Source organism: Mucilaginibacter sediminis, assembly GCF_051903035.1.
Taxonomy (GTDB): Bacteria; Bacteroidota; Bacteroidia; order Sphingobacteriales; family Sphingobacteriaceae; genus Mucilaginibacter.
This window is the reverse complement of sequence record NZ_CP170602.1, coordinates 7089047-7115036: the sequence shown is the minus strand read 5'-3', so window position 1 is coordinate 7115036 and position 25990 is coordinate 7089047. Positions and strand designations below refer to the sequence as shown.

28 protein-coding genes are annotated in these 25990 nt (G+C 43.9%); 17 read left to right on the top strand and 11 right to left on the bottom strand.

What is annotated here, in order from left to right; all coding sequences use genetic code 11:
• Nucleotides 1-167: 167 nt before the first annotated feature.
• From ACFGVS_RS29780 to ACFGVS_RS29765, 4 genes are all read right to left on the bottom strand, one after another.
• A complete protein-coding gene (locus tag ACFGVS_RS29780; RefSeq protein WP_439696732.1) occupies nt 168-1361 on the bottom strand; it encodes an AGE family epimerase/isomerase in 1194 nt (397 codons plus the stop codon).
• Nucleotides 1362-1581: 220 nt separating this feature from the next.
• On the bottom strand, nt 1582-2784 hold the full coding sequence (locus ACFGVS_RS29775; protein ID WP_439696731.1) for a glycoside hydrolase family 130 protein: 1203 nt from the start codon (nt 2782-2784) through the stop codon (nt 1582-1584).
• Between the two features lie 14 nt (nt 2785-2798).
• A complete protein-coding gene (locus ACFGVS_RS29770; RefSeq protein WP_439696730.1) occupies nt 2799-4631 on the bottom strand; it encodes a sodium:solute symporter family protein in 1833 nt (610 codons plus the stop codon).
• Between the two features lie 471 nt (nt 4632-5102).
• A complete protein-coding gene (locus ACFGVS_RS29765; RefSeq protein WP_147057071.1) occupies nt 5103-5981 on the bottom strand; it encodes an AraC family transcriptional regulator in 879 nt (292 codons plus the stop codon).
• Nucleotides 5982-6588: 607 nt separating this feature from the next.
• On the opposite strand from ACFGVS_RS29765, the gene ACFGVS_RS29760 reads away from it, so the two are divergent.
• The 5 genes from ACFGVS_RS29760 (at nt 6589) to ACFGVS_RS29740 (ending at nt 10399) form a co-directional block, all read left to right on the top strand.
• Nucleotides 6589-7398 carry an MlaE family ABC transporter permease gene (locus tag ACFGVS_RS29760; protein ID WP_090645494.1) on the top strand — a complete coding sequence of 270 codons (810 nt, stop codon included), beginning with the start codon at nt 6589-6591 and terminating at the stop codon, nt 7396-7398.
• Nucleotides 7399-7408: 10 nt separating this feature from the next.
• Entirely contained in the window at nt 7409-8182 is a 774-nt protein-coding gene (locus ACFGVS_RS29755; protein WP_439696729.1) for an ABC transporter ATP-binding protein, read from the top strand.
• Nucleotides 8183-8206: 24 nt separating this feature from the next.
• Complete coding sequence (locus tag ACFGVS_RS29750; RefSeq protein ID WP_439696728.1) at nt 8207-9202, top strand: MlaD family protein; 996 nt, start codon at nt 8207-8209, stop codon at nt 9200-9202.
• Between the two features lie 533 nt (nt 9203-9735).
• Complete coding sequence (locus ACFGVS_RS29745) at nt 9736-9993, top strand: hypothetical protein (protein WP_439696727.1); 258 nt, start codon at nt 9736-9738, stop codon at nt 9991-9993.
• Complete coding sequence (locus ACFGVS_RS29740) at nt 9962-10399, top strand: type II toxin-antitoxin system VapC family toxin (protein WP_090645482.1); 438 nt, start codon at nt 9962-9964, stop codon at nt 10397-10399. Before ACFGVS_RS29745 ends, ACFGVS_RS29740 begins: the two co-directional genes overlap by 32 nt.
• A gap of 483 nt (nt 10400-10882) precedes the next feature.
• Here the strand turns inward: ACFGVS_RS29740 and ACFGVS_RS29735 are convergent, their stop codons facing one another.
• Together ACFGVS_RS29735 and ACFGVS_RS29730 are read right to left on the bottom strand one after the other, a co-directional pair.
• On the bottom strand, nt 10883-11056 hold the full coding sequence (locus ACFGVS_RS29735) for a hypothetical protein (RefSeq protein ID WP_439696726.1): 174 nt from the start codon (nt 11054-11056) through the stop codon (nt 10883-10885).
• Between the two features lie 498 nt (nt 11057-11554).
• Nucleotides 11555-11746, bottom strand: a complete 192-nt coding sequence (locus ACFGVS_RS29730) for a hypothetical protein (protein ID WP_439696725.1) — start codon at nt 11744-11746, stop codon at nt 11555-11557.
• 694 nt (nt 11747-12440) lie between these two features.
• Here ACFGVS_RS29730 and ACFGVS_RS29725 point away from each other — a divergent pair.
• From ACFGVS_RS29725 to ACFGVS_RS29715, 3 genes are read left to right on the top strand one after another with little or no spacing between them, the layout of a single operon-like run.
• Nucleotides 12441-12689 (top strand): hypothetical protein, encoded by a 249-nt coding sequence (locus tag ACFGVS_RS29725; RefSeq protein WP_439696724.1) that lies wholly within the window; start codon nt 12441-12443, stop codon nt 12687-12689.
• Nucleotides 12690-12722: 33 nt separating this feature from the next.
• On the top strand, nt 12723-13016 hold the full coding sequence (locus ACFGVS_RS29720; protein ID WP_439696723.1) for a helix-turn-helix domain-containing protein: 294 nt from the start codon (nt 12723-12725) through the stop codon (nt 13014-13016).
• Entirely contained in the window at nt 13009-13857 is an 849-nt protein-coding gene (locus tag ACFGVS_RS29715) for a reverse transcriptase family protein (RefSeq protein ID WP_439696722.1), read from the top strand. The genes ACFGVS_RS29720 and ACFGVS_RS29715 overlap by 8 nt, the downstream gene beginning before the upstream one ends.
• A 346-nt stretch (nt 13858-14203) precedes the next feature.
• Here the strand turns inward: ACFGVS_RS29715 and ACFGVS_RS29710 are convergent, their stop codons facing one another.
• On the bottom strand, nt 14204-15148 hold the full coding sequence (locus ACFGVS_RS29710; protein WP_439696721.1) for a prolyl oligopeptidase family serine peptidase: 945 nt from the start codon (nt 15146-15148) through the stop codon (nt 14204-14206).
• A 389-nt stretch (nt 15149-15537) separates the two neighbouring features.
• Here ACFGVS_RS29710 and ACFGVS_RS29705 point away from each other — a divergent pair, with 389 nt between their 5' ends.
• Both ACFGVS_RS29705 and ACFGVS_RS29700 read left to right on the top strand, forming a co-directional pair.
• Nucleotides 15538-16695 carry a DUF1624 domain-containing protein gene (locus ACFGVS_RS29705; RefSeq protein WP_439696720.1) on the top strand — a complete coding sequence of 386 codons (1158 nt, stop codon included), beginning with the start codon at nt 15538-15540 and terminating at the stop codon, nt 16693-16695.
• A gap of 455 nt (nt 16696-17150) precedes the next feature.
• The gene (locus ACFGVS_RS29700) at nt 17151-17573 is read left to right on the top strand and encodes a UPF0158 family protein (RefSeq protein ID WP_439696719.1); all 423 of its coding nucleotides are present in this window, start codon (nt 17151-17153) and stop codon (nt 17571-17573) included.
• A 68-nt stretch (nt 17574-17641) separates the two neighbouring features.
• On the opposite strand, the gene ACFGVS_RS29695 is transcribed toward ACFGVS_RS29700, so the two are convergent.
• Both ACFGVS_RS29695 and ACFGVS_RS29690 read right to left on the bottom strand, forming a co-directional pair.
• Nucleotides 17642-18385 carry a DUF434 domain-containing protein gene (locus tag ACFGVS_RS29695; protein ID WP_439696718.1) on the bottom strand — a complete coding sequence of 248 codons (744 nt, stop codon included), beginning with the start codon at nt 18383-18385 and terminating at the stop codon, nt 17642-17644.
• A gap of 145 nt (nt 18386-18530) precedes the next feature.
• Nucleotides 18531-18872, bottom strand: coding sequence for a HopJ type III effector protein (locus ACFGVS_RS29690; RefSeq protein ID WP_439696717.1), 342 nt, complete (start codon nt 18870-18872; stop codon nt 18531-18533).
• Between the two features lie 444 nt (nt 18873-19316).
• Between ACFGVS_RS29690 and ACFGVS_RS29685 the strand changes: the two genes are divergently transcribed.
• Both ACFGVS_RS29685 and ACFGVS_RS29680 read left to right on the top strand, forming a co-directional pair.
• The gene (locus tag ACFGVS_RS29685) at nt 19317-20048 is read left to right on the top strand and encodes a 3'-5' exonuclease (protein ID WP_439696716.1); all 732 of its coding nucleotides are present in this window, start codon (nt 19317-19319) and stop codon (nt 20046-20048) included.
• Complete coding sequence (locus tag ACFGVS_RS29680; protein ID WP_439696715.1) at nt 20045-21952, top strand: DUF294 nucleotidyltransferase-like domain-containing protein; 1908 nt, start codon at nt 20045-20047, stop codon at nt 21950-21952. Before ACFGVS_RS29685 ends, ACFGVS_RS29680 begins: the two co-directional genes overlap by 4 nt.
• A gap of 242 nt (nt 21953-22194) precedes the next feature.
• On the opposite strand, the gene ACFGVS_RS29675 is transcribed toward ACFGVS_RS29680, so the two are convergent.
• On the bottom strand, nt 22195-22758 hold the full coding sequence (locus tag ACFGVS_RS29675) for a thioredoxin family protein (protein ID WP_439696714.1): 564 nt from the start codon (nt 22756-22758) through the stop codon (nt 22195-22197).
• A gap of 215 nt (nt 22759-22973) precedes the next feature.
• Here ACFGVS_RS29675 and ACFGVS_RS29670 point away from each other — a divergent pair, with 215 nt between their 5' ends.
• Nucleotides 22974-23531, top strand: a complete 558-nt coding sequence (locus ACFGVS_RS29670) for a DoxX family membrane protein (RefSeq protein WP_439696713.1) — start codon at nt 22974-22976, stop codon at nt 23529-23531.
• Nucleotides 23532-23569: 38 nt separating this feature from the next.
• On the opposite strand, the gene ACFGVS_RS29665 is transcribed toward ACFGVS_RS29670, so the two are convergent.
• Nucleotides 23570-24202 (bottom strand): MarR family winged helix-turn-helix transcriptional regulator, encoded by a 633-nt coding sequence (locus tag ACFGVS_RS29665; RefSeq protein WP_439696712.1) that lies wholly within the window; start codon nt 24200-24202, stop codon nt 23570-23572.
• 97 nt (nt 24203-24299) lie between these two features.
• Here ACFGVS_RS29665 and ACFGVS_RS29660 point away from each other — a divergent pair, with 97 nt between their 5' ends.
• Genes ACFGVS_RS29660 through ACFGVS_RS29645 form a run of 4 tightly spaced genes read left to right on the top strand, consistent with a single transcriptional unit; the run spans nt 24300 to nt 25978 of the window.
• The gene (locus tag ACFGVS_RS29660; protein ID WP_439696711.1) at nt 24300-24773 is read left to right on the top strand and encodes a hypothetical protein; all 474 of its coding nucleotides are present in this window, start codon (nt 24300-24302) and stop codon (nt 24771-24773) included.
• 1 nt (nt 24774) lies between these two features.
• Nucleotides 24775-25419 (top strand): NAD(P)-dependent oxidoreductase, encoded by a 645-nt coding sequence (locus ACFGVS_RS29655; protein ID WP_439696710.1) that lies wholly within the window; start codon nt 24775-24777, stop codon nt 25417-25419.
• Between the two features lie 2 nt (nt 25420-25421).
• On the top strand, nt 25422-25646 hold the full coding sequence (locus tag ACFGVS_RS29650; protein ID WP_439696709.1) for a hypothetical protein: 225 nt from the start codon (nt 25422-25424) through the stop codon (nt 25644-25646).
• Between the two features lie 17 nt (nt 25647-25663).
• Nucleotides 25664-25978, top strand: coding sequence for an antibiotic biosynthesis monooxygenase family protein (locus tag ACFGVS_RS29645; RefSeq protein ID WP_439696708.1), 315 nt, complete (start codon nt 25664-25666; stop codon nt 25976-25978).
• Nucleotides 25979-25990 lie beyond the last annotated feature (12 nt).

Genomic DNA, 25990 nt, shown 5'->3' with positions numbered 1-25990 from the left:
CTATAAACACGGGGCTACGCTGTAGCCTTGGCTCTATTTTGTTTATGGCAACTATAGCAACCCGGGCATATCATGTGTTCGGCCACAATTTATTACTCCGTGAGGAGTAACGTGTTTATAGCAAAAACATACCAAGCTGCCTTTGGCTCCGTAGGTGCCTCCTTATTTTAAGTGCTCCGCATGCCTATTCTCCTGATAATTTCAATACAAGCCCTGCTATTGTGATAGGGGCACTTCCACAGGCCAACTTTATCTTCGCCGGGCATTATACTGCCATCGGCTTTTATCCCCCAAAACCACTCGCCTTTTTTATGATCAAGGATCTTATCCTTTACAAAAGCCCAGCTTTTTACAACGATATCGAGATATTTTTGATCCCGGCTTATTTGCCACGCATTAAAAAAACCTACCATCGCTTCGGCCTGCACCCACCAGTGTTTTTCTTTAACCAGGTGATCTTCGGTTGGTTCATATTCATACCATAAGCCTCCGTCTGTATCTAAACCGGTTATAGTAGCATCGGCTACCTGTATGCACATTTCTTCAATATCCTCTTCCCATACAGTATCATTTATTACCTCGGCAGCCTCCAGCAAAAGCCAGGTAGCCTCAATATCATGCCCGTACGATATGGTGTCCGATTTACAGTTCCAGTCTTCATCAAAAAACAACACCAGGTGATTGGTTTCCGGGTCGATAAAATGATCGAAAAAATTGCCTATTAAGGTTTGTATTTGAATCCTCAGCTTCTTATCAGGCCAGATGCGGTATAGGTTGGTGTAAGCTTCCAGTACATGCAAATGGGTGTTCATGGTCTTTTTTTCGTTGGCATCCTTAGCGCTCAGTCGCAGGTCGCCAATGGGCTGCCAGTCGTGGGTAAAGGCCTCCATGTAGCCCGTTTTGTCAACATCATAGCTTTTTTTAACCAGTAACTGATATAGGCTGATAGCTTGATCCCTGGCTTCTTTTAAGCCTGAAGCCCTATAGTATTCACTCAGCGCGTAAATGGTAAAGGCACTGGCATAAACCTGTTTTTTGGTATCTAATTTTTCGCCTTTAAAATCAACCGACCAATATACCCCGCCAAATTCGGGATCGATAAAATACCGGCAGATGTACTCATAAGCCCGGTGCGCCATTTGCAACGCCGCATCATCGGGCTGCAGGTTATAAGCCGCCGAAAAGCTCCACAATATCCTTGCGTTTAATACGGAACCTTTGGGCGCTTCTGGCGTAGCGTTATTGTCGTTATCTATTTTGCCCAAAAAACCGCCGTGCGTTTCGTCGGGTGTATAATTTTGCCAGTAGGCGATGATGTTGTGGAGTTGGGTGGCAAGCTCGACACTTAGTGTCCCAAGCATATTTTCAAGTTCCCCTCTTGAGAGGGGGCGCGATGAATGGTGCGGCTGTAGGGGTGTGTTATACGTCATGCCTTTTTAGTAATTAATTTTCATCCGAAAGGGAACAATCGGATAATGCCTTATTAGAGGGGGGTATCTACTATGTATCCTGAATAAACACACCCCTCCGCCCCTCTCAAGAGGGGATTCGCACTTGCCCCCGCTTTTTTATTTAGCCTAATCAAGAACCCTCTCCTTTGGAGAGGGCAGGGTGAGGCTCCTTATTCCTATCAATAATCCTATAAATTGCATCTACCGAAGTTGACGACTTAAAGCCATCTGTCGGTGTATTCACCACGTAGTCAATCAATTTATTAACTGTAGTAGTTGCCACATGCATACGGGTATCTGAGGATGCATAGTAAATATACACCGACCCATCTTCATCGGCAATCCAACCGTTGCAAAAAACCACGTTTGATACATCGCCAATGCGTTCCTCGCCCTCGGGGGCTAAAAAATAACCTCCAGGTTTGTGCAAAACTTTGGTCAGGTTATGCAAATCGGTCATAAACATGTACAGTACATAACGCAAGCCGGCGGCCGTGTTGCGCACGCCATGTGCCAGGTGCAGCCAGCCCTTATCGGTCTTAATGGGTGTGGGGCCTTGTCCGTTTTTAGCTTCGTAAACGGTATGGTAGTTTTTATTATCGACGATGGTTTCCTGGTCTATCACGGCATTTTCCATTGTTTCGGCTAAGCCAAAGCCAATGCCTCCGCCGGTACCCGCGCTGATAAAACCATCCTGCGGGCGGGTATACAGGGCATATTTGCCATCCACGAACTCGGGGTGCAGTACCACGTTACGTTGCTGGGGCGAGTTGGTTTTCAAATCGGGCAGGCGTTCCCATTTCAGCATATCCTTGGTACGGGCTATACCACAGGCCGCTACGGCCATTGATTGATCGTAAGCGGGGGCGGCAGGGTCACGTCTTTCGGTACAAAACAAGCCGTATATGTATCCATCCTGGTGCAGGGTAAGGCGCATATCATACACATTGGTATCAGGCTCCCGGGTTTGCGGCAGATTGATGGGGTAATCCCAAAAAGTAAAATTGCTGATGCCATCAGGACTTTCGGCTACGGCGAAAAACGATTTACGGTCTGCCCCCTCTACCCTAACCACCATCAGGTATTTATTATTGAATTTAATAGCCCCGGCATTAAAAGCGGCGTTAATACCAAAGCGTTCCATCAGGTACGGATTGGTGTCGGGATTCAAATCATACCGCCAGTTGATTGGGGTATGCGCGGCGGTAAGCACCGGGTTTTTATAGCGGTTAAAAATACCATTGCCGGTACCGGCTACCTGGTTTGGCTTGTTTATGAGTTGTTGCTGTTCCTGTTGTAGCAAGGCCAGCCTTTGTTTAAATTCAGGGGTCATAGGGTAATCAATTATCAATATTCTTTTAGTTTATTCCACCAGGTTTTTTTCAGGATCAGCATCGTAATTGCCAGTAAGCCTATGGTAACCGCCAAAGGCAACTTTTGGTTGAGAATGAGGTACATGGGCAATATGGTGAGGCATAGCTGGGTGATTGTACCTATAACTACGTTGAACATGTTGAGCTTAAAGTTTTTGTTGGGCGTAAAACTTTCATCATCGGCCATTACCAGCTTTTTTACCGGCCCCCAAAAGCCCCAGGGTCGTACGTTGCTGTAGAAGGCTTTCAGTACCGCTATATCGGTAGGCTCGGTTGCAAGCGATCCTATAACTGAACCAGCCAGCGAGATAAGGAACAATACCGGGAACCAGTACAACAATTCGTTATTGGATACATACAACGAGAACGCCATTGCCGACAAAATGCCTGAAAGCATCCCCCAGAAAAACCCGCCGGCATTAAAGCGCCACCAATGCCACTTTAACACATTTGATGCCACATAGCCGCCATATAATGCCGAAACGATCCATTGCAGCACGGTATTAACATTATGCGCAAAAAAGCCAAGGATCACCCCTATAGCTACCACAATGATGCCCACCAGGTAATTCATGGTGATGATATTTTTGTTGGAGGCAACCGGGTTAACGTATTTGAGGTAAATATCATTAACAATGTAAGCCTGGGCCGCGTTCATGGTGCCGCTAAAGGTGCTCATAAAGGCACCTAATAAACCGGCCAGCAACAGGCCTACCAGGCCAACGGGTAAAAAATTATTGATGACTGCCGGTAATATCCGTTCAAAATCGATATCGCCGGTGGCATCCTTCAGGTTCATTTGATGATAATAGATTAAACCTAAAATGGTTAGGCTTACAATGAGCGAATACCTGATGGGCAGCAAAACAATATTAACAAAGCCACTCATTTTACTGGCATCCTCGGGCGAGCGGGTTGACAGGATCTTCTGCATATCATAATTAGGTGCAGGCCCGGCCAGGGCCGCAAAAAAGCCCTTGAAGGTCATCATCATAAAAAACAATCCGAACAGCGAGTAGCCGTCGTCTTTTATCTTTTTGTTTACCTCGGTAATAATGCCCGACCAGTTCATGTTCAAGTGGGTGCCAAAAAACGGACTAAACCAACCATCGGGTACATGAAGGCTATGATTGGCCAGTTTATGGGCAGCGATGAACCCTATCCAGATACAGGCAACCGTCATCACGCCGTACTTAACCATGTCGCCCAAGACAATACTGTGCATTCCGCCTAAAATGGAATAAAACATGGCGAACAACGTGAATATAATACCGTAAACATGCGGTACATATTGCGGGGCAACGTTAAACGGCACATAGCTTTTCACCAGGTCCCAGGGGATAAATATCTCGATGAATTTACCCAGCCCGATGAACCCGTAAGCCAGGAAACCGAAGCAGCTTAACAACGCAAAAGCAATAACTACCATGTGTGAAGCGCCAACCCAGTTACCCGTTTTACCAAAACGGGTTGCCAGCCATTCGGCGCCGGTTGCAGCGTTGGAGCGGCGCAGCCAGCGCGACAGGTACATCATCAAAAACACCTGGTTAAATACGGGCCACAGCCAGGGAATCCAGATGCTTTTCATGCCGTACACAAAGCACAGGCTTACCATCCACATAGTGCCGCTGATATCAAACATATCCGAAGCATCGCTTAAACCCAGCTTATACCAGGGCAGCGATTTGCCGCCAAGCATGTAGCTTTCCTTGTTTTCGCGGGCTTTTTTACGGTACCACAAACCAATAAAAATGGTACTCAGCAGGTACAGAACGATGATAATAATATCGGCTAAGTGTAGCTTCATTTTTTTGTCGGAATCAGAATTTTCAGAATTTACGGATTTTCAGAATACCTTGCGTTCGGTAATTTTTTGACAAATTCTGTTAATTCTCAAATTCTGTAAATCCTGATCATAATTGGTGCACTCAAAAGTGGGTTTATAAAAGTCATTTTTGTAATACTTTTTTAACCTATTCTTTTACTTATCGATATTCTATATAACAAAGGTCAAGAACTATCGCTTTTTTTGACCTACAATAACCCTACGTTTTCGGGGGTACTTTCGACGTGCGCGGGGTGTTGTTTTGGTAACTTCCGGGTGCTTGGCAAGGTGTTTGGGAGTATCTTTAACGGTTGACAGGTGCGTTACTGTGTACCTTGATAAAACGGTAATAACCTACAACAAAAGCGGCTTAATTTTATATCGAACATTGTTCATTAATAATGCCCCCCGTCCACCGGAAATGTCTCATTCTCAAATTTTCAAATTCTCAAATTAAATAAACACCCTGTTCCCGGTATAAGTTTCCCTGAATTCCTTGGGGATGCACAGCTTTTTGCGTTTAAAAATGCGGTTAAAGTTGGAGATATTGTTGAAACCGCATTTGTAAGCAATCTCGGCCACGGTGGCTGTCGAGTCTATCAACATGCGGGAGGCGTGGCCCAGGCGAATCTCGTTTAGGCTGTCAATGAAGGTTTTACCGGTGCGTTTTTTGATAAACCTGCTGAACGATGCCTCGGGCATATTGGCTATTTTGGCCACCTCGGCAAGGGTTACCTGCTTGTTGTAGTTTATGTTCATGTGCTCAAACACCTTTTCAATACGGCGGCTGTTGTAATAAAATTTATCGTTGGCAAAGCTGGGATCCGACAACATCTTCATATTGCGCGAGATAGACAGATCATGCAGTATCGACATCAACTCCAGCACCGAATCAAAGCCACTCTTTTTATCAAGTCCCTGGATACGCTCACGTAAAGCAATGATGGTATCGGGCGAAAATACGATGCCCCGCTGCGATCGCTCCAGCATGCTTTTTACAAAACTTAACTGGTTGCGTTTCAGTAGTTTTTCATCAAACAAATCCTTATGAAACTGGATGGTTACCTCCGTAATCTCTTCGCTTTGGCATTGGTGGGTAAACCAGGCATGGTACAGGTTGGGGCCGATGAGCGCCAGCTCCAGCTCGTCAATCATCTCGATATGGCCGCCTACAACACGCTTGGCGCCTTTGGCATTGATAATCAGGTTTAACTCATACTCATCGTGGTAATGCAGCGGAAAATCAAACTTCTTTTTAACCCTCGAAAAAATGGTAAAACAGTCGCTTGGGGTTAGCGGCGTAATCTCGCGCATTACATTATTGGTAATCATAATTCTGAACAGATTTTAAAAAGGCGATCAATGATACATATTTAACATCAGCATATCAAATATTTTACATTTTTATAAAGTTTTCAATACCAACTGCACGGATATCACTCCCACTAAAACATTAAATTAAGTCGTCGCCCCACCCCAAAACACCCCTCAAACACCGTCAAATAGCGTCAATAAAGTCCGGCTAAGCACCAAAAACCTCCCCATTGACACCTAAAAACATCCAAAAAATTACAAAAAAATAACGCTTTTTTTAACTGCCTGTTACATTGATATAAATTTTAACTTTTAGGTTTGCAACCAAATTGATTTTTAACTTTTAACCCTTTGGGTCAGCTTGTTTAGCACTGAGTTTTAAGTCTTGAGTTCTGAGTCTTGAGTCCGAAGTTTTAAATCCAAGGTCTTAACGCCGAAATCTCGGGCCCGAAACCTGCAGTGTTTTGACAATTGTTCAGAACTTAGAACTTTTGACTCAAGACTTCGGACTTAAAACCCAAGACTCAGAACTCAATACTCAATACGCACAACTATCAAAACAATTACCGGATATTTGTTGTAGAACACGGTATAAACAAAGATGGATCAAAACATTACATAATTAATGGATACCGCACAAAGCACCAAACCTACCATACGCAAAAGGGTAAACAAGTTTAAGCAAAGCATTACCGACTTCCTGATAAGCCTGTACCGCATAAACCAGTTTATCCTGCGCTTCTTCAGGGAGGCATTTATGCCCCCTTTTGAGTTTAAAGAGGTTATGCGGCAGTGTTATGAAGTTGGTGTGCGCTCCTTTACCCTCATTACCGTTACCGGCTTTATTGTGGGCCTTATATTTACCAAACAATCGCGGCCGTCGCTTTCGCAGTTTGGGGCTACATCATGGTTGCCATCGCTGGTATCTATAGCCATTATGCGGGCGCTGGCACCATTGGTTACGGCGCTTATCGCATCGGGCAAGGTAGGCTCGGGCATAGGGGCCGAGCTGGGCTCTATGCGGGTAACCGAACAAATTGATGCCATGGAGGTATCGGGAACCAAGCCATTCAAATACCTGGTGTGTACCCGGGTACTGGCTACTACGCTTACCATCCCCATCCTATCTACCTACACCGGCTTTATTGCCATGTTTGGCGGTTATTTAAACGTGGCCCAAAACGAGGGCACCACCTGGACAACCTTTATACAGGAGTTTTTTGATCCCTTAACGTATACCGATTTTGTGGCCTCGCTTATCAAATCCATTGTATTTGGGTTTACCATAGGCATTGTGGGCTGCTACCAGGGCTATAACAGCAGCAAGGGTACCGAGGGCGTGGGCAAAGCCGCCAACGGCGCGGTGGTTACCGCCATGTTTTTGGTGTTTATTGAAGAAGTAATTATTGTACAGATAACCAGCTGGTTCCGTTAATCGATTTAGCATGGAAAAGAAAATTGTAAAGGCCGACCATAACAACCCGGTTATCACTATCCGGGGGCTTGAAAAAGCCTTTGAAGACTATCACGTTCTCCGAGGTATCGACCTTGACCTATACCAGGGCGAAAACCTGGTGGTATTGGGCCGCTCGGGTACCGGCAAATCTGTATTAATAAAAATCATATCCGGCCTGTTAACGCCCGATAAAGGCGAGATTAATGTATTAGGCCATAACTACGCCGAAATAAGCGAAAAGGAACTGCAGGAGCTGCGCATCCGCATTGGCTTCTCGTTTCAGAACAGTGCTTTGTATGATAGCATGACGGTACGCAAAAACCTCGAATTTCCGCTGGTGCGCAACCGTAGGGGTATTACCCGTAATGAAATTAACACAGCGGTTGAAACTGTGCTGGATGCCGTTGGCCTGTCGCAAACTATTAACCAGATGCCATCCGAGCTTTCGGGCGGGCAGCGCAAGCGTATCGGCATTGCCCGTACGCTGATCCTGAACCCCGAAATTATGCTGTACGATGAGCCAACCGCCGGCCTCGACCCTATTACCTGCATCGAGATTAACGACCTGATTAACGAGGTACAGCAACGCTTCAACACCTCGTCTATCATTATTACACATGATTTAACCTGCGCCAAACAAACCGGCGACCGCATTGCCATGCTACTGGATGGCAGGTTTCAGCGCACCGGCAGTTTCGATGAGGTATTTGATACCAACGACAGCCGTGTTAAACCGTTTTACGACTATAACTTTATCCAATAACAAAAAAGATATTATACCATTATCATGGACGCATCAGAAAATAAAAAAGCAATCACCGTAGGCCTGTTCCTGGGCCTCGGCCTCATATTGTTTATCCTTGGCATCTTTACGCTTGGCGGTCAGCAAAAAGCGTTTGTAAAAAATATTCACCTCAGTTCGGTTTTCGGCGATGTGGCCGGGCTTAAAAAAGGCAACAACGTTTGGTTTTCGGGCGTAAAGGTAGGCACCATCAGCTCCGTACGCTTTGAAGGACCATCGCAGGTGCGGGTATCCATGAGTGTGGACCAGGCAACTCAGCAATACATCCACCGCAACGCCCAGGCCAAAATAAGCAGCGATGGATTGATAGGCAACAAGATCATTGTAATTGACGGCGGCAGCCCGCAAGCTCCCGAAGTACAGGATGGCGACGTACTACAGGCCGAAAAACTACTCTCGACAGATGATATCATGAAAACCCTGCAGGATAACAACCAAAACCTGCTGGCCATAACCAGCGACTTTAAAACCCTAAGCCATCAGATTTTACAAGGCAAAGGCACCATTGGCGCGCTGATGGCCGATAATACCATGGCCCTGCAACTGCGCGCCGCCATGAAAAACCTGCAAACGGCCACCCAAAACGCCGCGGTAATGGCGGCCTCGCTAAATGCGTTTAGCAATAAGCTAAACACCAAAGGCGGTTTAGCAGATAAAATGCTTACCGATACGGCCACCTTTAACCACATCCGCATGGCCGTAAACCAGCTGCAACAAGCCGCCAGCAACGCCAGCACCCTCACCAACAACCTGAACAAAGCCAGCGACAAACTCAACCGTACCGACAATGCCCTCGGCGTACTGCTAAACGACCCCAAAGCCGCCGTTAAAGTACAAACCACCCTCGACAACCTGCAACAAAGCTCCGTCAAACTAAACGACGACCTGGAAGCCGCTCAACACAACTTTTTCCTGAAAGGTTTTTTTAAGGACAAAGCCAAAAAGGCCAAGGCAGATAGTTTGAAAAAGGCGGGGCAATAAGGCCTTGACCCTACCCTGTCATGCGGAGTGTAAAATTTCGCGAAACGCTGAACGGGAAAAACATTCAAAAATAAACGACTGTCATCCTGAACGGAGTGAAGGATCTATTCGCGAACTTTTCTAACGGTCATGCACAGCTGATAGATCCATCGTACCTCAGGATGACAGGAAAATTAGGTATGTCATGCTAAGCTGTAAATTTCGGAAAATTCTGAAGAGAGAATAACTTTCATCGCATATCGGCGACTCGACTCACCCCGACGAGGCTACGCCCGTCTGCCCCTCTCTCCGACTGCGTCGCATAGAGGGGCAAAAGATATAAAAAATTGAGCTTAACCCTCTATGCGGCGCAGCCGGAGAGAGGGTCGGCCAGCGCAGCGTAGCCGGGGTGAGTCGTAGCCAGCATTCAAGGCCAATGTTTGTGTAAACTGAAGTTGCCATGCGCCTGCTTCGGTGTAATAGGGCGACTGGTACCAGGGTTTATATTTCCACAATTATTCTGTATTTTTGATTGGACAGTAATATCAGCAACAATGCAAACAACTTACAGACTAAAGGCGCAAGAGATCAGCATGGCATTTCTGAAATCCCTGAAAACAATGTTTGCCGGGCAGGAAGTCGAGATCACTGTAAAATCTGTAGACAATCCTCAAAAAAAATCGGACAGCCCTGTAAATAACAATTTACTGCAAATGATAAAAGACAACCGTAAGGCTGCTCCCGTAATTTCTCCAGATGTGGATATCAGGGCATTAATTGATGATTCACACAACCCGGTTGGGGGCGAGTAGGATGAATTATATCGACACAGATGTATTGACTCATTCACTTGTCAATCAAAATTCAAATTTACATTTGAAGGTAAATGATATGATAGAGGATATGGTTACAACTCAAACTCTGCTCATATCCTGGCTCAGCATTCAGGAACTTGGATTTGTACTTGCTAAACTTGATCAGCCAACCTCATTTATTACAACAAAATTAAACCAATTGATTTCATCGTCCCCTGTTCAATATGGCCTTGATGAATTTAAAAGGGCCATGGAGTTGGCGTCATCGATAGGTTTTAAAGATTTTAATGACTGCCTGCACACCGCCATAGCCGAAAAACATTGCACAGACCTATACACCTGTAACTATAAGGATTTTAAAAGAATTCAGCCGCTTACGAAACTGAATATACATTTTCTATAAGTTTAAGAGCCGGTAAAGCACCACTCCTTCCGTTGATACTGAGAGCGAAGCATTTAAAATATCGAATGCGTCTTAATTCTTGATTCTTACATCTTGACTCTTTTCCTGCCGTTGCCTGCGGCCCGCGCTTTACACTCATACGCGCACAAGGCATTAGGCGCAGGCCGGTATCCGCTTCAATCGCTAACGGGGGGATGCGAGGAATTGGGGGTTGGGGTTTACAAACAAAATAGTGATTTGCATGTGGGGCACACTCATGCAACAGCTATGAATAGAAAATCCACTCACACAGTCCCCTCCGGGTCTCTCGGCAGAGGACCCTGAGGTAACCGATCATCTCGCATCAACGCGGCTTTCGGGATTACGACCAGTGTGCAACCGCGGGGTCCTCTCCGAGAGACCCCGCGGGGAAGGAATTGTACTGTGGGAATAACGCTTTGGTTTTCATATCACAGATTTTTTCACTTTTATCAAATTCGTTCATTATAAATTCTCCACCTCTCCCTGAATATCATTCAGCAATTCAATAATATTATAGCATTCGCTATCAATTATCCTCACTTTTTTATCGTTGTGGGTATCTACCATTAGGTAGTAATCTGCATCACGGTCGGCTATGAAGTAGCAACCGAAAAACTTTAATATCTCTGCCTTCATATATATATAAATATCACTGACCTTGAAATTGTATAGATATTTTTTTAAATTATTTCTATTTGATTGTCAGTTAGTTATAAACAAAATTTAAAAATCTGAAAATTTCGGTGGCGTAAGTAGTTATTAGGATAGCAGATTAAATTATTTGCTATGGAAACCTTCAAGTTGGTATTAGATTTATTGGGGAATTTAACAGGCATTACGCTGACTGTGATAACGATTTTCAAAACTGTTAAAAGAAAAAAGCCTCCCAAGATATGAATCTTAGGAGGCTCTTACATGTGTGCTAATCAGATATTCTCATAACCCGGTGCCAATCAGTTTTCAAGACATACCAAGCGTTCACGTTGAGGTTTGCACCATAGTTGTAACCAATCTCAACCGGACGTTCAACAATTTGTATTTGGTAATCAATTCTTGTCCCTTTGGCGGGGTAACTTACCCTTATATAATCAGGTTAAATCTGACTAACTATAATAAGCAGAACGGTTGAAAAAATTATTTTTTGGAAAAAGTCATACTTCCTTCTTTAGCTTCCTCTTTAATCAGCAAAGCGAAATACTTATTAGATTTATCATTCGTATAAGCGTTGGCAAACTTTACATCAAATCCTTGGTCTAATGCTTCTTGAATCGCGGTTTGGTAGGTGTCTATGTCACCTTCCCGAATAACTTTTGCTGTCTTTTTCATAATATAGGATATTGTTTAGTGTAAAGTAAATGTACTAAATTTTCAGTACCCGGCTATTAAATGTTTGTCACTTTAACCGATCACCTCGCATCAACGCAGCTTCGGGATTACGACCCGTGTGCAACCGCTGGGTCCTCTCCGAGAGCCTCCGTCGGTACGGAAATCATTCTTGATTCTAATATCTTGATTCTTTTCCATGCGGTTGCCTGCGGCCCGCGCTTTACACATACGCGCACAAGGCATTAGGCGCAGACCTGTATCCGTTTCAATCGCTAACAGGGGATGTGGAATTTAAGAGTTCGGGTTGACAACAAAATCGTGATTTTCATGCAGGGCAGCCCCCACACGTGCGCGTCAGCAGAGGACAAAAATAATTTTTATTAACTGCAATTTAATAATTATTCATATATTTGTACAAGACAAGGGTCAAACCTTGTTTAGTTCTTTGTTATAGTGGAATTAAACGATTATCTATTTGCAAGCACAATTCAGAGCATTTAATGTCTCACCCGTATGGGTCTCATTCCGGTTAAAGATTTTATTATCAACAGTATAACCCGGATCCGCTTTTTTTGAAGCAAGAATAATGTTGGAGTGTATAGCGAACTACCGTCAGAAGCAATAGTTAGTCTTTAGTATGAAAAGTATGAAGCAAGCTTAGCATGTAGCTAGGCTAACTAAAACTTTTAAAAATATGTTTAATCCACAAACAATCGATAGGTTGACCGCAGGTATTCAATCTATCATCTCAGAGAACCGTAGTTCGTTTTCTGATCAGAATGTTGAACTTCTAAAGGAGTGCATCGTTTTCCTGGAAACTGTAAGAGATTCAGCAGATCCCAAAAATCCGCTGAATAACATCATTATAGCAAGGGTAATAGAGATCCTGTTAAGGGTACTGTTAAACGAAGATTTTCACAAATTGAAGGATTTATTATTTTGATTAGACACCCAACATTTACTTTAAATGTTAATTATGAATTTAGGAAACGCTATAAAAACGTTAAGAAAGCACAAGCTTATTAAACAATATGCCTTTGCTAAATTATGCGGTTTATCACAAACTTATTTATCACAAATAGAAAATAATCAAAAGGAGCCTAATATCTCTACGCTAAAATTGATAACTGAGAAGTTAAACGTAGCACTGCCGGTGCTGTTCTTTTTAGCAATAGATACTGATGATATTCCCGAGAGCAAAAAACAGGCATTCCAAATCATCGGCCCAACGGTTAAACAGCTAATTTCTGAACTTGTTGAAAATGACTGAACTTAAAACCGCAGCGATAAAACAAGTCAAATTACTGATGCTGGTTTTGAAAAGCACGGAAGAAGAGATCGCGCAGTTGATTTCTGATAAGCATAAGTATTATTATGTATCATATAAACCAAAGTTGGATGAGCACCGTAAACTGCGCTTTGATGATCAAGGCAAACCAGTAATGCGTGAATTAAATCCAAGCAAAGGCCGGTTAAAAGAAATACAAAAGATAATCAATAGCCGTATACTAACTGCAATTCCGTTACCTACTAACATCAAGGGTGGTGTTAAGGGATATTCCAATATTGCCAACGCTGCTGTTCATTTAGGTAAAAAATACAAATTCAAAACAGATATGAAAAGCTATTTTCCTTCTGTATCATTTGAAAGGGTATTCCAGATGTTCTTAGATAACGGCTTCAGTACGAAAGTGGCTAGTATTTTAACCCACTTAACAACTTATAAGCATGTTTTACCGCAAGGAACGCCAACCAGTTCCACATTGGCAAATTTGATTTTTTTACCGAATGATCACCATGTTATCGCCTTTTGTAAAATACATGGACTAACATACTCCCGTTTTATTGATGATTTGGTTTTTTCTTCACCAAAGGATTTTAGTAGCCTTTGTTGTGACTTGATTGCTTTTATCCTAAATGCCGGTTTTAAAGTGAGTTATAAAAAAACACAATATAAAGCTGGAAAAATGGAAATTACTGGTGTGCTTACAAAATTAAATGTATTGGATTCCACGCCTATAATGAAAGAATTAATTGCTAACGAATCCTTTACAGCTAGAGCAACTGCGGGTAGGCAGTTATATCATCGAAATATCCGGCAATTTAAATAAATGCTATTGTAATGGTAAAATACAACAATGTTAGCACAAGATCTGAACTTCCAATAACCATTCAACGATAAGGATCTTGCAATTAACACTTTGCAATTTAGCCCGTGGTCGGTATTATCACCGCACCACTTCCAGTTGGCCTGGCGGAACCCGGTGTTGCATAGATTTGCAACTAAAGCATATGTAAAATACGAGCATTGGCTGCTGCAGTGAAAACACCGACCATAAGCTAATGCCGCGCTTATCGTCAACTCTGCTGGTCTGCTTTATGCCTCCACGGAACAAACGGGGCTATTCAATTGGTATGGGAGGCCACTAAGGGCAAAGAGACGATTAAAGTGCTGTGCTATTTTTTTTTGGCTTCTTTTAAAAAGAAATCTGTCATTTTATTAAAAGTATTTTCATTGAATGTAATCGGTCCGTGCTGACCTTTAGGAACAGAAATAAACTCAGTTAATATTCCCTGTTCTTTCAATGCTTTGGCAAAAAGCTCACTTTGGCAATAGGGTACAACATTATCAGCATCGCCATGAATTACCATAAAATGAGGATCCGCTTTGTCCAGAAAGGTGATGGGGTTGAGCAAGGCTATCATATCAAGATTATCGACCGGATTGCCTCTAATAAGCGCACCTTCGGGAGAGTCAGCTCCTTTAGGTTTCTTACACTCATCCATCAGAGCCATGTCGATAGGGCCAAACCAATCAACTACCGCATTCACAGAACTGCTGGCTGCGGTATAATTTCCTACGTTTCCTTCTATGTCAACCTTCACTTTCCCCACTGTAAATTCTTTAACAGAATTTGATGTTCCGGCGAGCGAGGCAAGATGTCCACCTGATGAATAGCCTGTAATGCCAATAAATGAAGCATCAATTTGATATTTACCAGCATTTGCCCTTATATATCGTACCGCAGCTTTCACATCATTGATTTGGGCTGGGTAAGGAGCATCGCCACTTGACCTGTGGTTAATGGCTATAACCGCAAAACCGCTGTCGAGCAATGGTTTTCCAAGGGCATCAAACGCGGCTTGTTTCAAATTATTGCCATACCATGCGCTACCGTATATTACAATAATTGCCTTATACGTGGGTTTTGCTACGTTAGGCAAATGGATGTCGAGGTTATGATACTCTTTGCCATCATCGGCATAATTCAAATTGAGCCATTGCTTAACCGGAACAATTACGCTATCTTTTTGAGTGGTTTCTTTTGTTAATTGCTGATTTTTTTTGCAGTTAAAAAAAAATATAATAAGAACTGAAAAGGCTAATTTTAAAGTGGTCATTTAGTATAATTTAGATCAAAAATATTACTATTATTCCGTATGCTCTGGCTTCACCCAAAATAAAATAAGCCTGTTGTTCATAGAGTTCCCCTCGCTACCGCAGGTCCACCTTTGTGGTCCGCGTGCTAAGTATAGGCCATGCATAACCGCCATGCACAGCCCAGAGATTGCTTCGTTCCTCGCAATAGCACGGTGGTGGTAATCCCGTAATTCGATTCTCTGGCTTCGAATTTAGCCTGTGGTCGATGCCCGTAGCCTCCACACTAAGGTGCCTATTCCCACCACCATAATCAAGTAGCAAAAAAGCCGTCGTACAATGCTTGTTTAAAATCGGGATAAGGAAGATACCTTATTGAGAAAAACTAAGGTTTTGTACTATCTTTATTTTGATGAAAGAACGTATACAGTCGGTAGACATCGTGCGCGGATTAATCATGATTATCATGACGCTTGACCATACCCGCGATTTTTTGCACCTGGCCGGGCCGCCCCCGCTTGATGTACAGCGCACCACGGTGATACTGTTTTTTACGCGCTGGATAACACATTTTTGCGCACCCACCTTTGTTTTTTTGAGCGGCGTATCGGCATGCCTTGCCGCGCAACGCCGAACAACCGGCCAAATGACCACTTTGTTACTAAAACGAGGTGCCTGGCTCATATTATCCGACCTGGTAATTATCAGCCTCATCTTTAGCTTTGATGTGCATTACCATTTCCCGGTGCTGGAGGTTTTGTGGGCCATTGGCTTTGGCATGATTATTTTGGGCTTACTGATTCGGGCCCCTAAAAAAATTATAGCCGTGGTTGCCATACTGATTATTGCCGGCCATAATTTACTCGACAACGTTGATTTGCCTAAGAACGGCATTCCTGGCAACCTTGCTACGCTATTATTGAATGGCGTAGGGGCATTGATCCCTATTGGCGCCAACCGGTTTATTTTCGCTATTTATGCCGCCATTCCGTGGACGGGGGCTTTATTGTTAGGCTACGTTTTTGGCCATCTGTACAAAAAGGGCTATAACGCGGCAAAGCGGCAGAAAATATTAAAACTTTCGGGCTGCGCCTTGATTGTGCTGTTTGTTACCCTGCGCCTCATCAACCATTACGGCGACCCTGCACCCTGGGCCGTTCAGCGGAATACGGCGCATACCTTGCTTTCGTTCCTGAACGTAAGAAAGCAAACGCCCTCGCTCCTGTTTATGTTGATGACGCTTGGGCCGGTATTGCTATTGTTGTCGGTTACCGAGGGCACAAGCAACCGCGTTACCCGGTTTTGTACTGTATATGGCAATGTGCCTTACTTTTATTTTATCGCACATTTGGTGTTGCTGCGCATAATCAATGTAGCGGGCGTTGTAATCGCCGGTATTCCGTTTGACTTTCAGAAGCCTACACCGGTATGGGCCGCGCCGGGTTTCGGTATTCCGCTTTGGGGGGTGTACCTGTGCTGGATAACCGTTATTGCGCTGATGTATTATCCCTGCCGTCACTATGGCCGATATAAGCAAACACATAGCGGGTGGTGGTTATCGTATATATAGGACTGGGATATCTGGTTGTCGCAAATCAGCAAAAAAAACGCCCGGGCAGGCCAGGCCTAACAGTCGCCAACTACGGTCACAAGGGCTCGAAGTCGGAGAATCGAACAACAGAGCAATGACAAGGTCAATAAATAAACTACATCAACAACACTTTCCAGGCATCCATTACCCGCCCGTCATTTAACAATTGCCTGGCTTTTAAATGCAGGTGTAGGGTGCGGGTGTCGCTGATGGTGGCATCGGCCAGTTATTTCACTTCATTGGTTTCACTAAAAACTTTTACCTCCTCATTGGATGGCAGCGTTTCAACAAGCCCCAATGATTCCAGATTTATTTGCAACGTAAACATATTCCAATTTGGCTTTATCCAGGCTGATGGTATTTATAATAAACTTTTATTTTTGCATTGCCTATCGTGGTTATACAACATATTAACTACACTAAACTACATTAATATGCATTTAGTAAAAGAAATAACACCCGAAATTATAAAAGATATTGCCGAGATGTTGGATATGGGTATGATTTGTTTTTATCATAAACCAACAGGAACGATGGATTATTACCCGGATGAATTCAAGAACCCCGGCTATGACGAAGAACCTTGGGCTGAGGTTATTGATAAAATTGCCGAAAACTACGGCGATTATCAACGGTTTGAGGGAATGAGCAGTCGTGAGGCATTTAAAGTTATGGAAGATTTTATTGCCGGTATTAACCATATACCTACACACAACAAATTTATTGATGCTATATCGCGCAAAAAGCCGTTTGGCAATTTCAATCACCTGTTGCAATACCATCCCGGCTTGCGCGAAGAATGGTTTAAATATAAATTGGCGCGGGGTATTGAATACGTAAAAGACCAAATAGGATAGAAATTACCCCCATTCGACGTCTCGGACTTCAAACTACTATACTCATTGTCTCCAGACTACTGTTCGCCTCATTCTCCATCCTGATTAATAATATTCACCGTCATATTATCAATAAAGTGTTTAATAATGTAGGAGGCAAGCCTAAACCATTCGTAGCAACCGTTAAGCACCCAGGCATCTGAACTTACGATGAGCCGGTTTTCGGCAATTAAAAATTTGTCGGGGGCGTTGTCTAAATGAATATCCCAGGAAAAGCCCTGTTGCGTCGCTGTTTCATAACAAAGTGTTTTAAGCCGCCCGCTGTTTGATACCGGGGCGTCAAATATCCAGTTCACACGCCCGGCACCAAGCTCCTGCAACGCCTTGCCCACCATGATGAGCACTTTGTCGGTCTGCCTCACCCTTTTATAAGATCCGTGTACCGACGAGATATCGCGGTAACAGCCGTCTAACCCTTTAAAAACATATCCGCCCGATAAAAGGGATTCCAGTATAATAACAATATTGAAACCATCTACATAAATGGTTTTACCGCGAACACCTACAGCTGCTACTTCCTTATTCTTACGATTTTGGATATCTTTTGCCGAACAAGCCATGCCTTGCAGAGCCAGGATCTGCCGTTGCCTTAACCGGTACCTGTTGCCAACCAATGCCAGCGTTGCCCTTGGCGGATAATCTTTACTGAGCAAATAATGCATATCCTGTAAAGCCTGTAACAGCTTTTCACGCTCCTTCGGCTTGCAAAAAAGCGCGTCGTCGTGCGGGTCTTTCCCCCGGTTTCGGCGGACTTCGTGTTGTTGGTCGCTCATCTGTGAAAACGAAAGTGTATCGCAATATACCTGTTTTGCGGTTGCTGCAACATAGGGTATCCGCCATGCCGGCGTGCTCGTAATTTTTCCGGTGGCGCAAGCGTACCGCGCAACTAATTGGTTTTAAAGATAAACCGGGTCCCTTCTATTTCGCGCTCAAAGCCTCACCCTCAAAAACCACCCCATCCCATCCATGAGTCATAAACTGCCTTATATTTTGATGGTCTGCTGCATCCGGGTTGGCTAATACCGATTGATAATGTTCGGCAAATAACCAGAGTGTATCTGCTGCGCTTAAGTTATTAAGTTTAGCACAGGTAAAAACCCTGGCGCTCCCCTGGTTTTGCATTGCCTCATTATACAAATTGCCATTTTTAAAAACGGTTGGCTGATGATTGTAATGCATGTCAATCAATTTTATAACTTCATTAAATGCCAGCAATCCTTTTTGGGATGCCATTATTAACTCAAGTAGCTGCTCTTTCATTCCGAATATTTTTTGGCGAAAGTAAAAAAAGAAAAATCAATCCCAATATATACAGAATCGATAGTGCTCCCGGTTTTGCCATTACTGCCGGGTTTATATTGCATTTACATAGCTGTAAAAAAAGTCCCCTCGCTGATTATTGAGCTTGAAAGCCACAAGCACACGCCGTACGAAAACCTTTTATAACGACTTTTTTTTAAAAATATTTTGAATCGGGAGCTGTTTTTTATAACTTTATAGCTACCAACCACTTAACACCATTGATAACTTTTATTTTAACAACGCTACTGCTAAGTGCATTAGTTTGTTTAATTTCTGTGCACTTTCTTCCAAAAGAGAAATAACAATGTAAAGTGCAGTATTTTATCAACACATACCGCTGTTAGAAAATTCCTTACGCCCGTTTAATCCCCATCAACTTCTGGCAGAATTAATTACTTTTGAATGCCCGCGCAAACAGCATCGGCAAATACCTTGAACGACTACTTTTTATTTATCGATACAGAAGCATCGGGCCTCCCGCTTAAATGGGACCTACCTTACAGCGCCGACGAAAATTGGCCCCATGCCCTGCAGGTATCATGGCTTATTTACGATAAGCACCACACGCTGATTAAGCAACAGAACCACTACATAGGCAGCGAAGGCATCCATATTACACCTGCCGCCCTGGTTATTCACGGCCTTACACCGGAGTTTTTGGCTATAAACGGCAAACCGCTAACCGAAGTACTGCAATTGCTGACTGCCGATTTGCAGCAATACCAACCTATGGTAACAGGCCATTTTATACGCCTGGATTATTACCTGCTGGGGGCGGCGTTTTACCGGTCGGCCATGGAAAACCCGTTGAATACACTGCCTGTTTTTTGTACCATGGTAGCTACCACACACCTGGTGCACAGCTCGCTTACGCGACATTTACGGTTAGAAGAGCTGTACTACATGTTGTTTAACACCAACTTGCAGCACCAGCACAACGCCCTGCATGATGCCCAGGCTACCGCCGCTTGCTTTTTTGAATTACGCAACCGTGGCGAAATCCCGGATAAAAGCATCAGGCAGCAAAACCTGGATTTTGAACTACAGCGCGATCCAACCCAAAAGCAAAAAGGCTGCTTATTGCCCGCGTTAATGCTTATATTGTTGGCAGCCATCATCATTTACAGCTTATGAACAACCGACTGGAATTTCTGAAAACTACTACGCCTTTTAATGCCCTGCCCGCCAACGTGCTGCAAGGCGTAGCCGAGCAGCTACAGGAAATCAGCTACCAAAAAGACGCGGTAATTTACCAGCAGGATATAACCATGATGAAGGGGGTTGATATTATTGTAAAGGGCAGCTACGAATCTTTTTTTTACGATAGCGCTGGCAATAAGCGTTTGATAGAAAACCACGAGCCCGGTTTTTGCTACGGCGGCGTTTCGGTATTGCTTAACAGGCGGCGGTCGTTACGTACGGTTGTTGCCAAAAAGGGAACGCTGGTGTATTTTTTGCACCGCAGGGATTTTCGGCTGTTGTGCAAAACTTACGAAGATTTCTTTTTGCATTTTACAGCCGAGTTTGGCAAGCGGATGCAAAACGAGGAGTTTGTGCATTTTTTTAAGCAACCAGCCTCCTTTACCGAAAGCTATATCGCATCTGAGCAATTATACTCGCGCCGCGTAGAAAGTATAGAATACCGGCCCGTAGTAGCCTGCCATGAACAAACGCCCATATTTAAAGCAGCACAGCTTATGGCTGCCCAAAAAACCAGCTGCCTTTTTATATTGGATGATGAGCAAAAGATTATTGGCTACGTAACTGATATTACGCTGCGCGATAAGGTGATAGCCCGGCAATATGACACTGCTGGTGCCGTAAGCCTGGTTATGGATACGCCTATAGTGAGCATCAGTGCGGATGCCTTTGTTTACGAGGCGCTACTGATGATGTTCCAGACCAAAACCCGGTACATCCTGATCCAAAAGGCCGGGGGATATGTGGGCTTTATCAGCCGCAATAAGTTGTTGAGCGAGCAGGCGCAATCGCCGCTGGTGTTTATACAATCGGTTAAGCTGGCGCTATCAACAGATGAACTGAAACGCAAGTGGCAAAGCGTACCGCAGTTTGTGACCCAACTACTTGGCCGTGGTGTAAACGCCGAGATTGTGAACCAGATAATTACTACCGTTGCCGATACTATTGCGCAAAAAGTAATTGAAAGTGTAATTGACCAAATTGGGCCGCCTCCCGCCAAATTCGTTTTTATGGTGCTGGGCAGCGAGGGCCGTAAAGAACAAACCTTTAAAACCGACCAGGACAACGCCATTATTTATGAAGATAAAGCCAATGAGCACCGCGAAGAGGTACGGGCTTATTTCCTTGACCTGGCAACCCGGGTATCCAACGATTTAAACAACATTGGCTTTGTATACTGCACGGGCGATTTTATGGCCCAAAACCCTAAATGGACGCACTCCCTATCGCACTGGAAACGCAATTACGAGTACTGGATGGACGAATCTATCCCCGAAACGGTGATCAATTTTTCTACCTTTTTTGATTGCCGCACCATTTATGGCGAAAGTGCCATTATGGACGAACTGCATCAGTTTTTAGATGAGCGACTGCAACAGCCTTTAGAAAAGCTATTTTTCCATATGGCCAAAAATGCCTTGCAATACGAGCCGCCATTAACGTTTTTTAACACCATCCGCACGTTTAAAAAAGATAGCCGTGAGGTATTTGATATCAAAAGAACAATGAGCCCCATTGTTGACCTGGTACGAGTTTACGCCCTTAAGAACCGCATTTTTGAAGTAAACACCGGCGAGCGCCTGAAAGCTCTGAAGGCAAAAGGAATTTTCTCCGAATCAGAATACCATGAACTGATCCAATCCTACTACTTCCTGATGAACCTGCGGCTAAAAAAACAAACCGAACAAATCATCCAGGACCATACCGAACCGGATAACTATATCGATATCTCACAACTTTCAAAAATCGAACGCGTTACGCTGAAAGAAATTTTTAAGATCATTGAAAACTTTCAGTCAAAAATTAAAGTATCGTTTACAGGTGGGTTATTGAGTTGATTTTTTGTTCAGGATGTATTTGATTTTACAAAAACATTGGCTTTGAACGCCGGCTACGACTCACCCCGACGAGGCTACGCCCGTCTTCCCCTCTCTCCGACTGCGTCGCATAGAGGGGGCAAAAAAAAAGAAAAAGATAAGAAAACAAAAAATGAGCTTCACCCTCTATGCGGTTTCAGCCGGAGAGAGGGTCGGCCAGCATAGCGTAGCCGGGGTGAGTCGTCTCCGCCATGCGATATAAATCATTGCCCAATCGCTTTAAAAATAGCAACCAATTCCTGCTGTAAACTCACGCCTTTATCAGCATTATACCATTGCTGCAAGGCTATCTTTTGCTGCTCCATAACAACGTGGTCTTTTACAAGCTGCTCATATAACAGCTGGCAACCGGCCGGCCGTGGGCCCCAGGTGGCAAGGTCTTGATGGTAGCTATTGGCAATTATCAGTTTGGGTATTGATTTGCTGCCCCTGGTGAGGTAACTGTTTATTAAAAATGGCTCGCTATCCCTTAATTGATAATCAACTTTAATCAGTGGGTTCAATTCCGATAACCTGTGTATAAATGGCAAACTATGGGATGCATCGCCGCACCAGGGCTCGGTGATAATAGTCCAGTTTTGTTTGGTTTTGATACCCGTTATCAATGCAATTAATTCTTCATTCAACACCCCCACTTTTAGCCAACGCTCCTGTCGCGACCAGTTTAACCGGGTATAATTCAAATAATGCGGATCATCATAAGGGAACCGGGGATTGATATCTGTTAAAATATGCTGAAAAAGCTGCTGGTAGGCTATGAAATCCATAAGGTGTTATAGCTAATTGGTAGTTAAAAAAGCCGATAAAGCTAAGTTAAGCAACATATCCCATTATTTACCAGTTACGACTGCTGCGTTCTTAAAACTTTACTTAAAAAGGATAGGCAAAATTCCTTTTTAATTTTTAAAATCTGCCCGCTTTTTGTTTTAGTTTATTTGCATCTTTATCAACCGCATTCGGGTAAATATGGATTCAAAAAATAATGAGAAATAATCGGGTAATTAGTTTGATAGCATCGCAGGAGAAGAAATTAGCAGTATGGAAAGCTCAAAATGGCCTAAATATATTACGAATATCCTTAGGGCTGGTATTTATCTGGTTCGGCCTGCTTAAATTTTTTCCGGGTGTAAGCCCTGCCGAGGGCCTTGCCGGTAAAACCATTTACACGCTAACATTTGGGCTGGTTAAACCCCAGGTTTCGTTACCGTTACTTGCCATGTGGGAGTGTACTATTGGCTTTGGGCTGGTGTTTAAAAAATGGCTGCGCCTTACGCTGTTATTGCTGTATTTTCAAATGGCAGGCACATTTTTGCCTTTATTTTTCTTCCCTAATGAAACCTTTGGCGCATCTGTATTTATACCTACTTTGCTGGGTCAATACATTATTAAAAACATTGTGCTGGTATCTGCAGCTATTGTAATTGGCGCGGCGGCAAAAGGCAGCCTCATAACCACACAATACCAAAAAGCAGCCGTACCTGACCCAGAAAAAACAAACGCAGATTATAGCAAGAAAGTCCGGGAAGCAGAGCTTGTTTAAAAGCGGGGCTTTTCAAAAGTCTGTTCAATAAATATGGCTTACCCTATATTTTCCAGATAAATTTCATCAAACGGCTTGGCGCGTTGTTTCTGAAACAGCCCCGAAAAACGGCGGTCAATCGGGCTAAGCAGTTGGATGCATAACCGCTTTTGCTCGTCGGTCAATTCATTAACCATCATTCGGGCCACCTTCAGCACAACTTCTTTGGCAGTTAATAAAGTGGCCTCGCCTTTAGCGGTTAGTTTAAGGCGTTTTACCCGTTTGTCCTGCTCATCGTCGTACTCGCTCACCAAACCCCGTTTTTTTAGCCTGATCAGCATATTACTGCCGCTGGATAATTCCATAATGTTATTGTATATGGCTTCTGATTTGATGGGGTTCTTTTGGTTATAAATAGTTACCAGTATCCCAAATTCTTCCATCTGGTCGAGCCCGGTGCCCTCAAGCGCTTTGTTTGAATAAGCGATATGGAATTTACCAATCCGGCGCAACAGGATCACCAGCTGGCCGTTCAGGTCGGGTCGCAGGTCGCCTTTTGGCGTGCCGTAGCTTTCAGGCTTAACATTTTGGGCCAGCTGGTACCGGCAAAAATCCTCAATACTGGCGCCGGGATGCTGCGCTTCGTAAGCGCCCCAGCGCTTCACCAATTCTACTGTTTGATTTACTACCATTTGGAAGCAAAATTATAAAAAAATGACAAAAGTTATTTGCTACATACTACCATATGGTATAATATTGTATATTATTTACTACCAAAAAGTTTAAAGCATGCAAATCACTTATCTCTTACCCACTTTTCTGGTGCTGCATTTAACAGCATTAGTATTAATGGCCGGTACCACATTGGTTGATTACCTGGCTTACTCATCGTTTTGGAAGTTTGCCGGCCAGGGCAACCGTCCCGAAGCTTTATTGAACATGATGGCCATGCTGCCACGGGTAGCCGGCATTGGTGCCGCCGTACTTATTACCAGCGGTATAGGCATGATGGCTATAACCCACGGCGTTTTTGGCGAGCAACTCTGGTTCCGGATTAAGTTTGGGTTGGTGATACTGGTAATCCTGAACAGCCTGCTTATAGGCCGGCGACAAGGCTTAAAGCTTCGGAAGTTGCTGGAAGCTGGAGGATTGGTATTCACTACCGAAGTTGCCCGCATCAAAAGCAAAATCAAAACCTTTCACCTGCTACAGCTGATGCTGTTTTTACTCATAATTTTTTTAAGCGTTTTTAAATTTAACTGATATGAACATATTTATTGCAGGCGCTAATGGCGGCATTGGCCGCCAGGCTGTAGAGCAGGCTTTACAGGCAGGGCACCGGGTTACTGCGCTGGTACGTAATCCGGCAAAATTGCTGCTTGTGCACCCCAATCTTAATATTGTAAAGGGCGATATCATGCAACCCGAAAGTTTTGCGGATGAAATGGAAGGTCAGCAAATTGTGTTATCGGCATTAGGTGTAAACGGTGGCCTGTTTAGCGATAAGCCTACCACGCTTTACTCACAGGGCAACGCTAATATTTTAAAAGCAATGGAGCGGCATGGTGTTAAGCGCATCATTTGTATCTCGGCCTCGGCGGTGGAAATAAGCCCCGTGATTCCCTGGTATGTGCGCCTGGTTGCCCGTTATGTAATTCAAAAGCTGCTTAAACATATGTATGCCGACCTGCGACGGATGGAATCTATCGTAAAAGACAGCAGCGCCGACTGGACAATTATTCGCCCGCCACAGTTAACCGACAAACCATTAACGGCTAATTACCGTACAGCTGTAAACGGTTTTTTAAAAAACTGCCTCCAGATATCGCGTGCGGATGTAGGCCATTATATGGTAAACAACCTTGTTAATAAAGAAACTTATAAGTCGACCGTCGAAATTGCTTACTGAGCATGAACACACAGGTTGAAATATTTAAAACCGATGTAGTACAGGAATGCGAGGCTGCTACGCTGATTAGCCTGCTATTGCAACATCTGCCGCACTGCCGCATCAATTTCGACCTGGAAGATTGCGACCGGATACTACGTATTGAATCGGCGCAGCAGGCAATTAACCTGCCACAGGTTATCCATATCATGAACAGGCAGGGTTATGCCTGCACCCTTTTAACATAATTAACAATACAAACCACATGGAACAAATTTTTATCGACCGCTTTATCATGCCCCAAAACGCAAAGGCGGAATTTACCGAACGCATGCAGATCAATCGTGAATTTATTAAAAAACTTCCCGGTTTCATTGGCGATGAGGCTTATGAACGCACCGACGATGATGGCAACTTAATTTGCATAACCATAGCCGTATGGGCCAGTGAAGAAGCGCTAAAGAACGCGAAGGAACTGGTACTGGCCGAATATCAGCAACAAGGGTTCAATTTAACAGCCATGCTGCAGCGCCTGGACATCAGGATGGAGCGGGGGCAATATAACAGGTTTAGTAATTAAGCAGCGAGGCGG

Excerpts from the sequence above, each read along its gene's own strand:
- ACFGVS_RS29780 (WP_439696732.1), bottom strand. The coding sequence starts at position 1,361 with ATGCTTGGGACACTAAGTGTCGAGCTTGCCACCCAACTCCACAACATC.
- ACFGVS_RS29775 (WP_439696731.1), bottom strand. The coding sequence starts at position 2,784 with ATGACCCCTGAATTTAAACAAAGGCTGGCCTTGCTACAACAGGAACAG.
- ACFGVS_RS29770 (WP_439696730.1), bottom strand. The coding sequence starts at position 4,631 with ATGAAGCTACACTTAGCCGATATTATTATCATCGTTCTGTACCTGCTG.
- ACFGVS_RS29765 (WP_147057071.1), bottom strand. The coding sequence starts at position 5,981 with ATGATTACCAATAATGTAATGCGCGAGATTACGCCGCTAACCCCAAGC.
- ACFGVS_RS29760 (WP_090645494.1), top strand. The coding sequence starts at position 6,589 with ATGGATACCGCACAAAGCACCAAACCTACCATACGCAAAAGGGTAAAC.
- ACFGVS_RS29755 (WP_439696729.1), top strand. The coding sequence starts at position 7,409 with ATGGAAAAGAAAATTGTAAAGGCCGACCATAACAACCCGGTTATCACT.
- ACFGVS_RS29750 (WP_439696728.1), top strand. The coding sequence starts at position 8,207 with ATGGACGCATCAGAAAATAAAAAAGCAATCACCGTAGGCCTGTTCCTG.
- ACFGVS_RS29745 (WP_439696727.1), top strand. The coding sequence starts at position 9,736 with ATGCAAACAACTTACAGACTAAAGGCGCAAGAGATCAGCATGGCATTT.
- ACFGVS_RS29740 (WP_090645482.1), top strand. The coding sequence starts at position 9,962 with ATGATTCACACAACCCGGTTGGGGGCGAGTAGGATGAATTATATCGAC.
- ACFGVS_RS29735 (WP_439696726.1), bottom strand. The coding sequence starts at position 11,056 with ATGAAGGCAGAGATATTAAAGTTTTTCGGTTGCTACTTCATAGCCGAC.
- ACFGVS_RS29730 (WP_439696725.1), bottom strand. The coding sequence starts at position 11,746 with ATGAAAAAGACAGCAAAAGTTATTCGGGAAGGTGACATAGACACCTAC.
- ACFGVS_RS29725 (WP_439696724.1), top strand. The coding sequence starts at position 12,441 with ATGTTTAATCCACAAACAATCGATAGGTTGACCGCAGGTATTCAATCT.
- ACFGVS_RS29720 (WP_439696723.1), top strand. The coding sequence starts at position 12,723 with ATGAATTTAGGAAACGCTATAAAAACGTTAAGAAAGCACAAGCTTATT.
- ACFGVS_RS29715 (WP_439696722.1), top strand. The coding sequence starts at position 13,009 with ATGACTGAACTTAAAACCGCAGCGATAAAACAAGTCAAATTACTGATG.
- ACFGVS_RS29710 (WP_439696721.1), bottom strand. The coding sequence starts at position 15,148 with ATGACCACTTTAAAATTAGCCTTTTCAGTTCTTATTATATTTTTTTTT.
- ACFGVS_RS29705 (WP_439696720.1), top strand. The coding sequence starts at position 15,538 with ATGAAAGAACGTATACAGTCGGTAGACATCGTGCGCGGATTAATCATG.
- ACFGVS_RS29700 (WP_439696719.1), top strand. The coding sequence starts at position 17,151 with ATGCATTTAGTAAAAGAAATAACACCCGAAATTATAAAAGATATTGCC.
- ACFGVS_RS29695 (WP_439696718.1), bottom strand. The coding sequence starts at position 18,385 with ATGAGCGACCAACAACACGAAGTCCGCCGAAACCGGGGGAAAGACCCG.
- ACFGVS_RS29690 (WP_439696717.1), bottom strand. The coding sequence starts at position 18,872 with ATGAAAGAGCAGCTACTTGAGTTAATAATGGCATCCCAAAAAGGATTG.
- ACFGVS_RS29685 (WP_439696716.1), top strand. The coding sequence starts at position 19,317 with ATGCCCGCGCAAACAGCATCGGCAAATACCTTGAACGACTACTTTTTA.
- ACFGVS_RS29680 (WP_439696715.1), top strand. The coding sequence starts at position 20,045 with ATGAACAACCGACTGGAATTTCTGAAAACTACTACGCCTTTTAATGCC.
- ACFGVS_RS29675 (WP_439696714.1), bottom strand. The coding sequence starts at position 22,758 with ATGGATTTCATAGCCTACCAGCAGCTTTTTCAGCATATTTTAACAGAT.
- ACFGVS_RS29670 (WP_439696713.1), top strand. The coding sequence starts at position 22,974 with ATGAGAAATAATCGGGTAATTAGTTTGATAGCATCGCAGGAGAAGAAA.
- ACFGVS_RS29665 (WP_439696712.1), bottom strand. The coding sequence starts at position 24,202 with ATGGTAGTAAATCAAACAGTAGAATTGGTGAAGCGCTGGGGCGCTTAC.
- ACFGVS_RS29660 (WP_439696711.1), top strand. The coding sequence starts at position 24,300 with ATGCAAATCACTTATCTCTTACCCACTTTTCTGGTGCTGCATTTAACA.
- ACFGVS_RS29655 (WP_439696710.1), top strand. The coding sequence starts at position 24,775 with ATGAACATATTTATTGCAGGCGCTAATGGCGGCATTGGCCGCCAGGCT.
- ACFGVS_RS29650 (WP_439696709.1), top strand. The coding sequence starts at position 25,422 with ATGAACACACAGGTTGAAATATTTAAAACCGATGTAGTACAGGAATGC.
- ACFGVS_RS29645 (WP_439696708.1), top strand. The coding sequence starts at position 25,664 with ATGGAACAAATTTTTATCGACCGCTTTATCATGCCCCAAAACGCAAAG.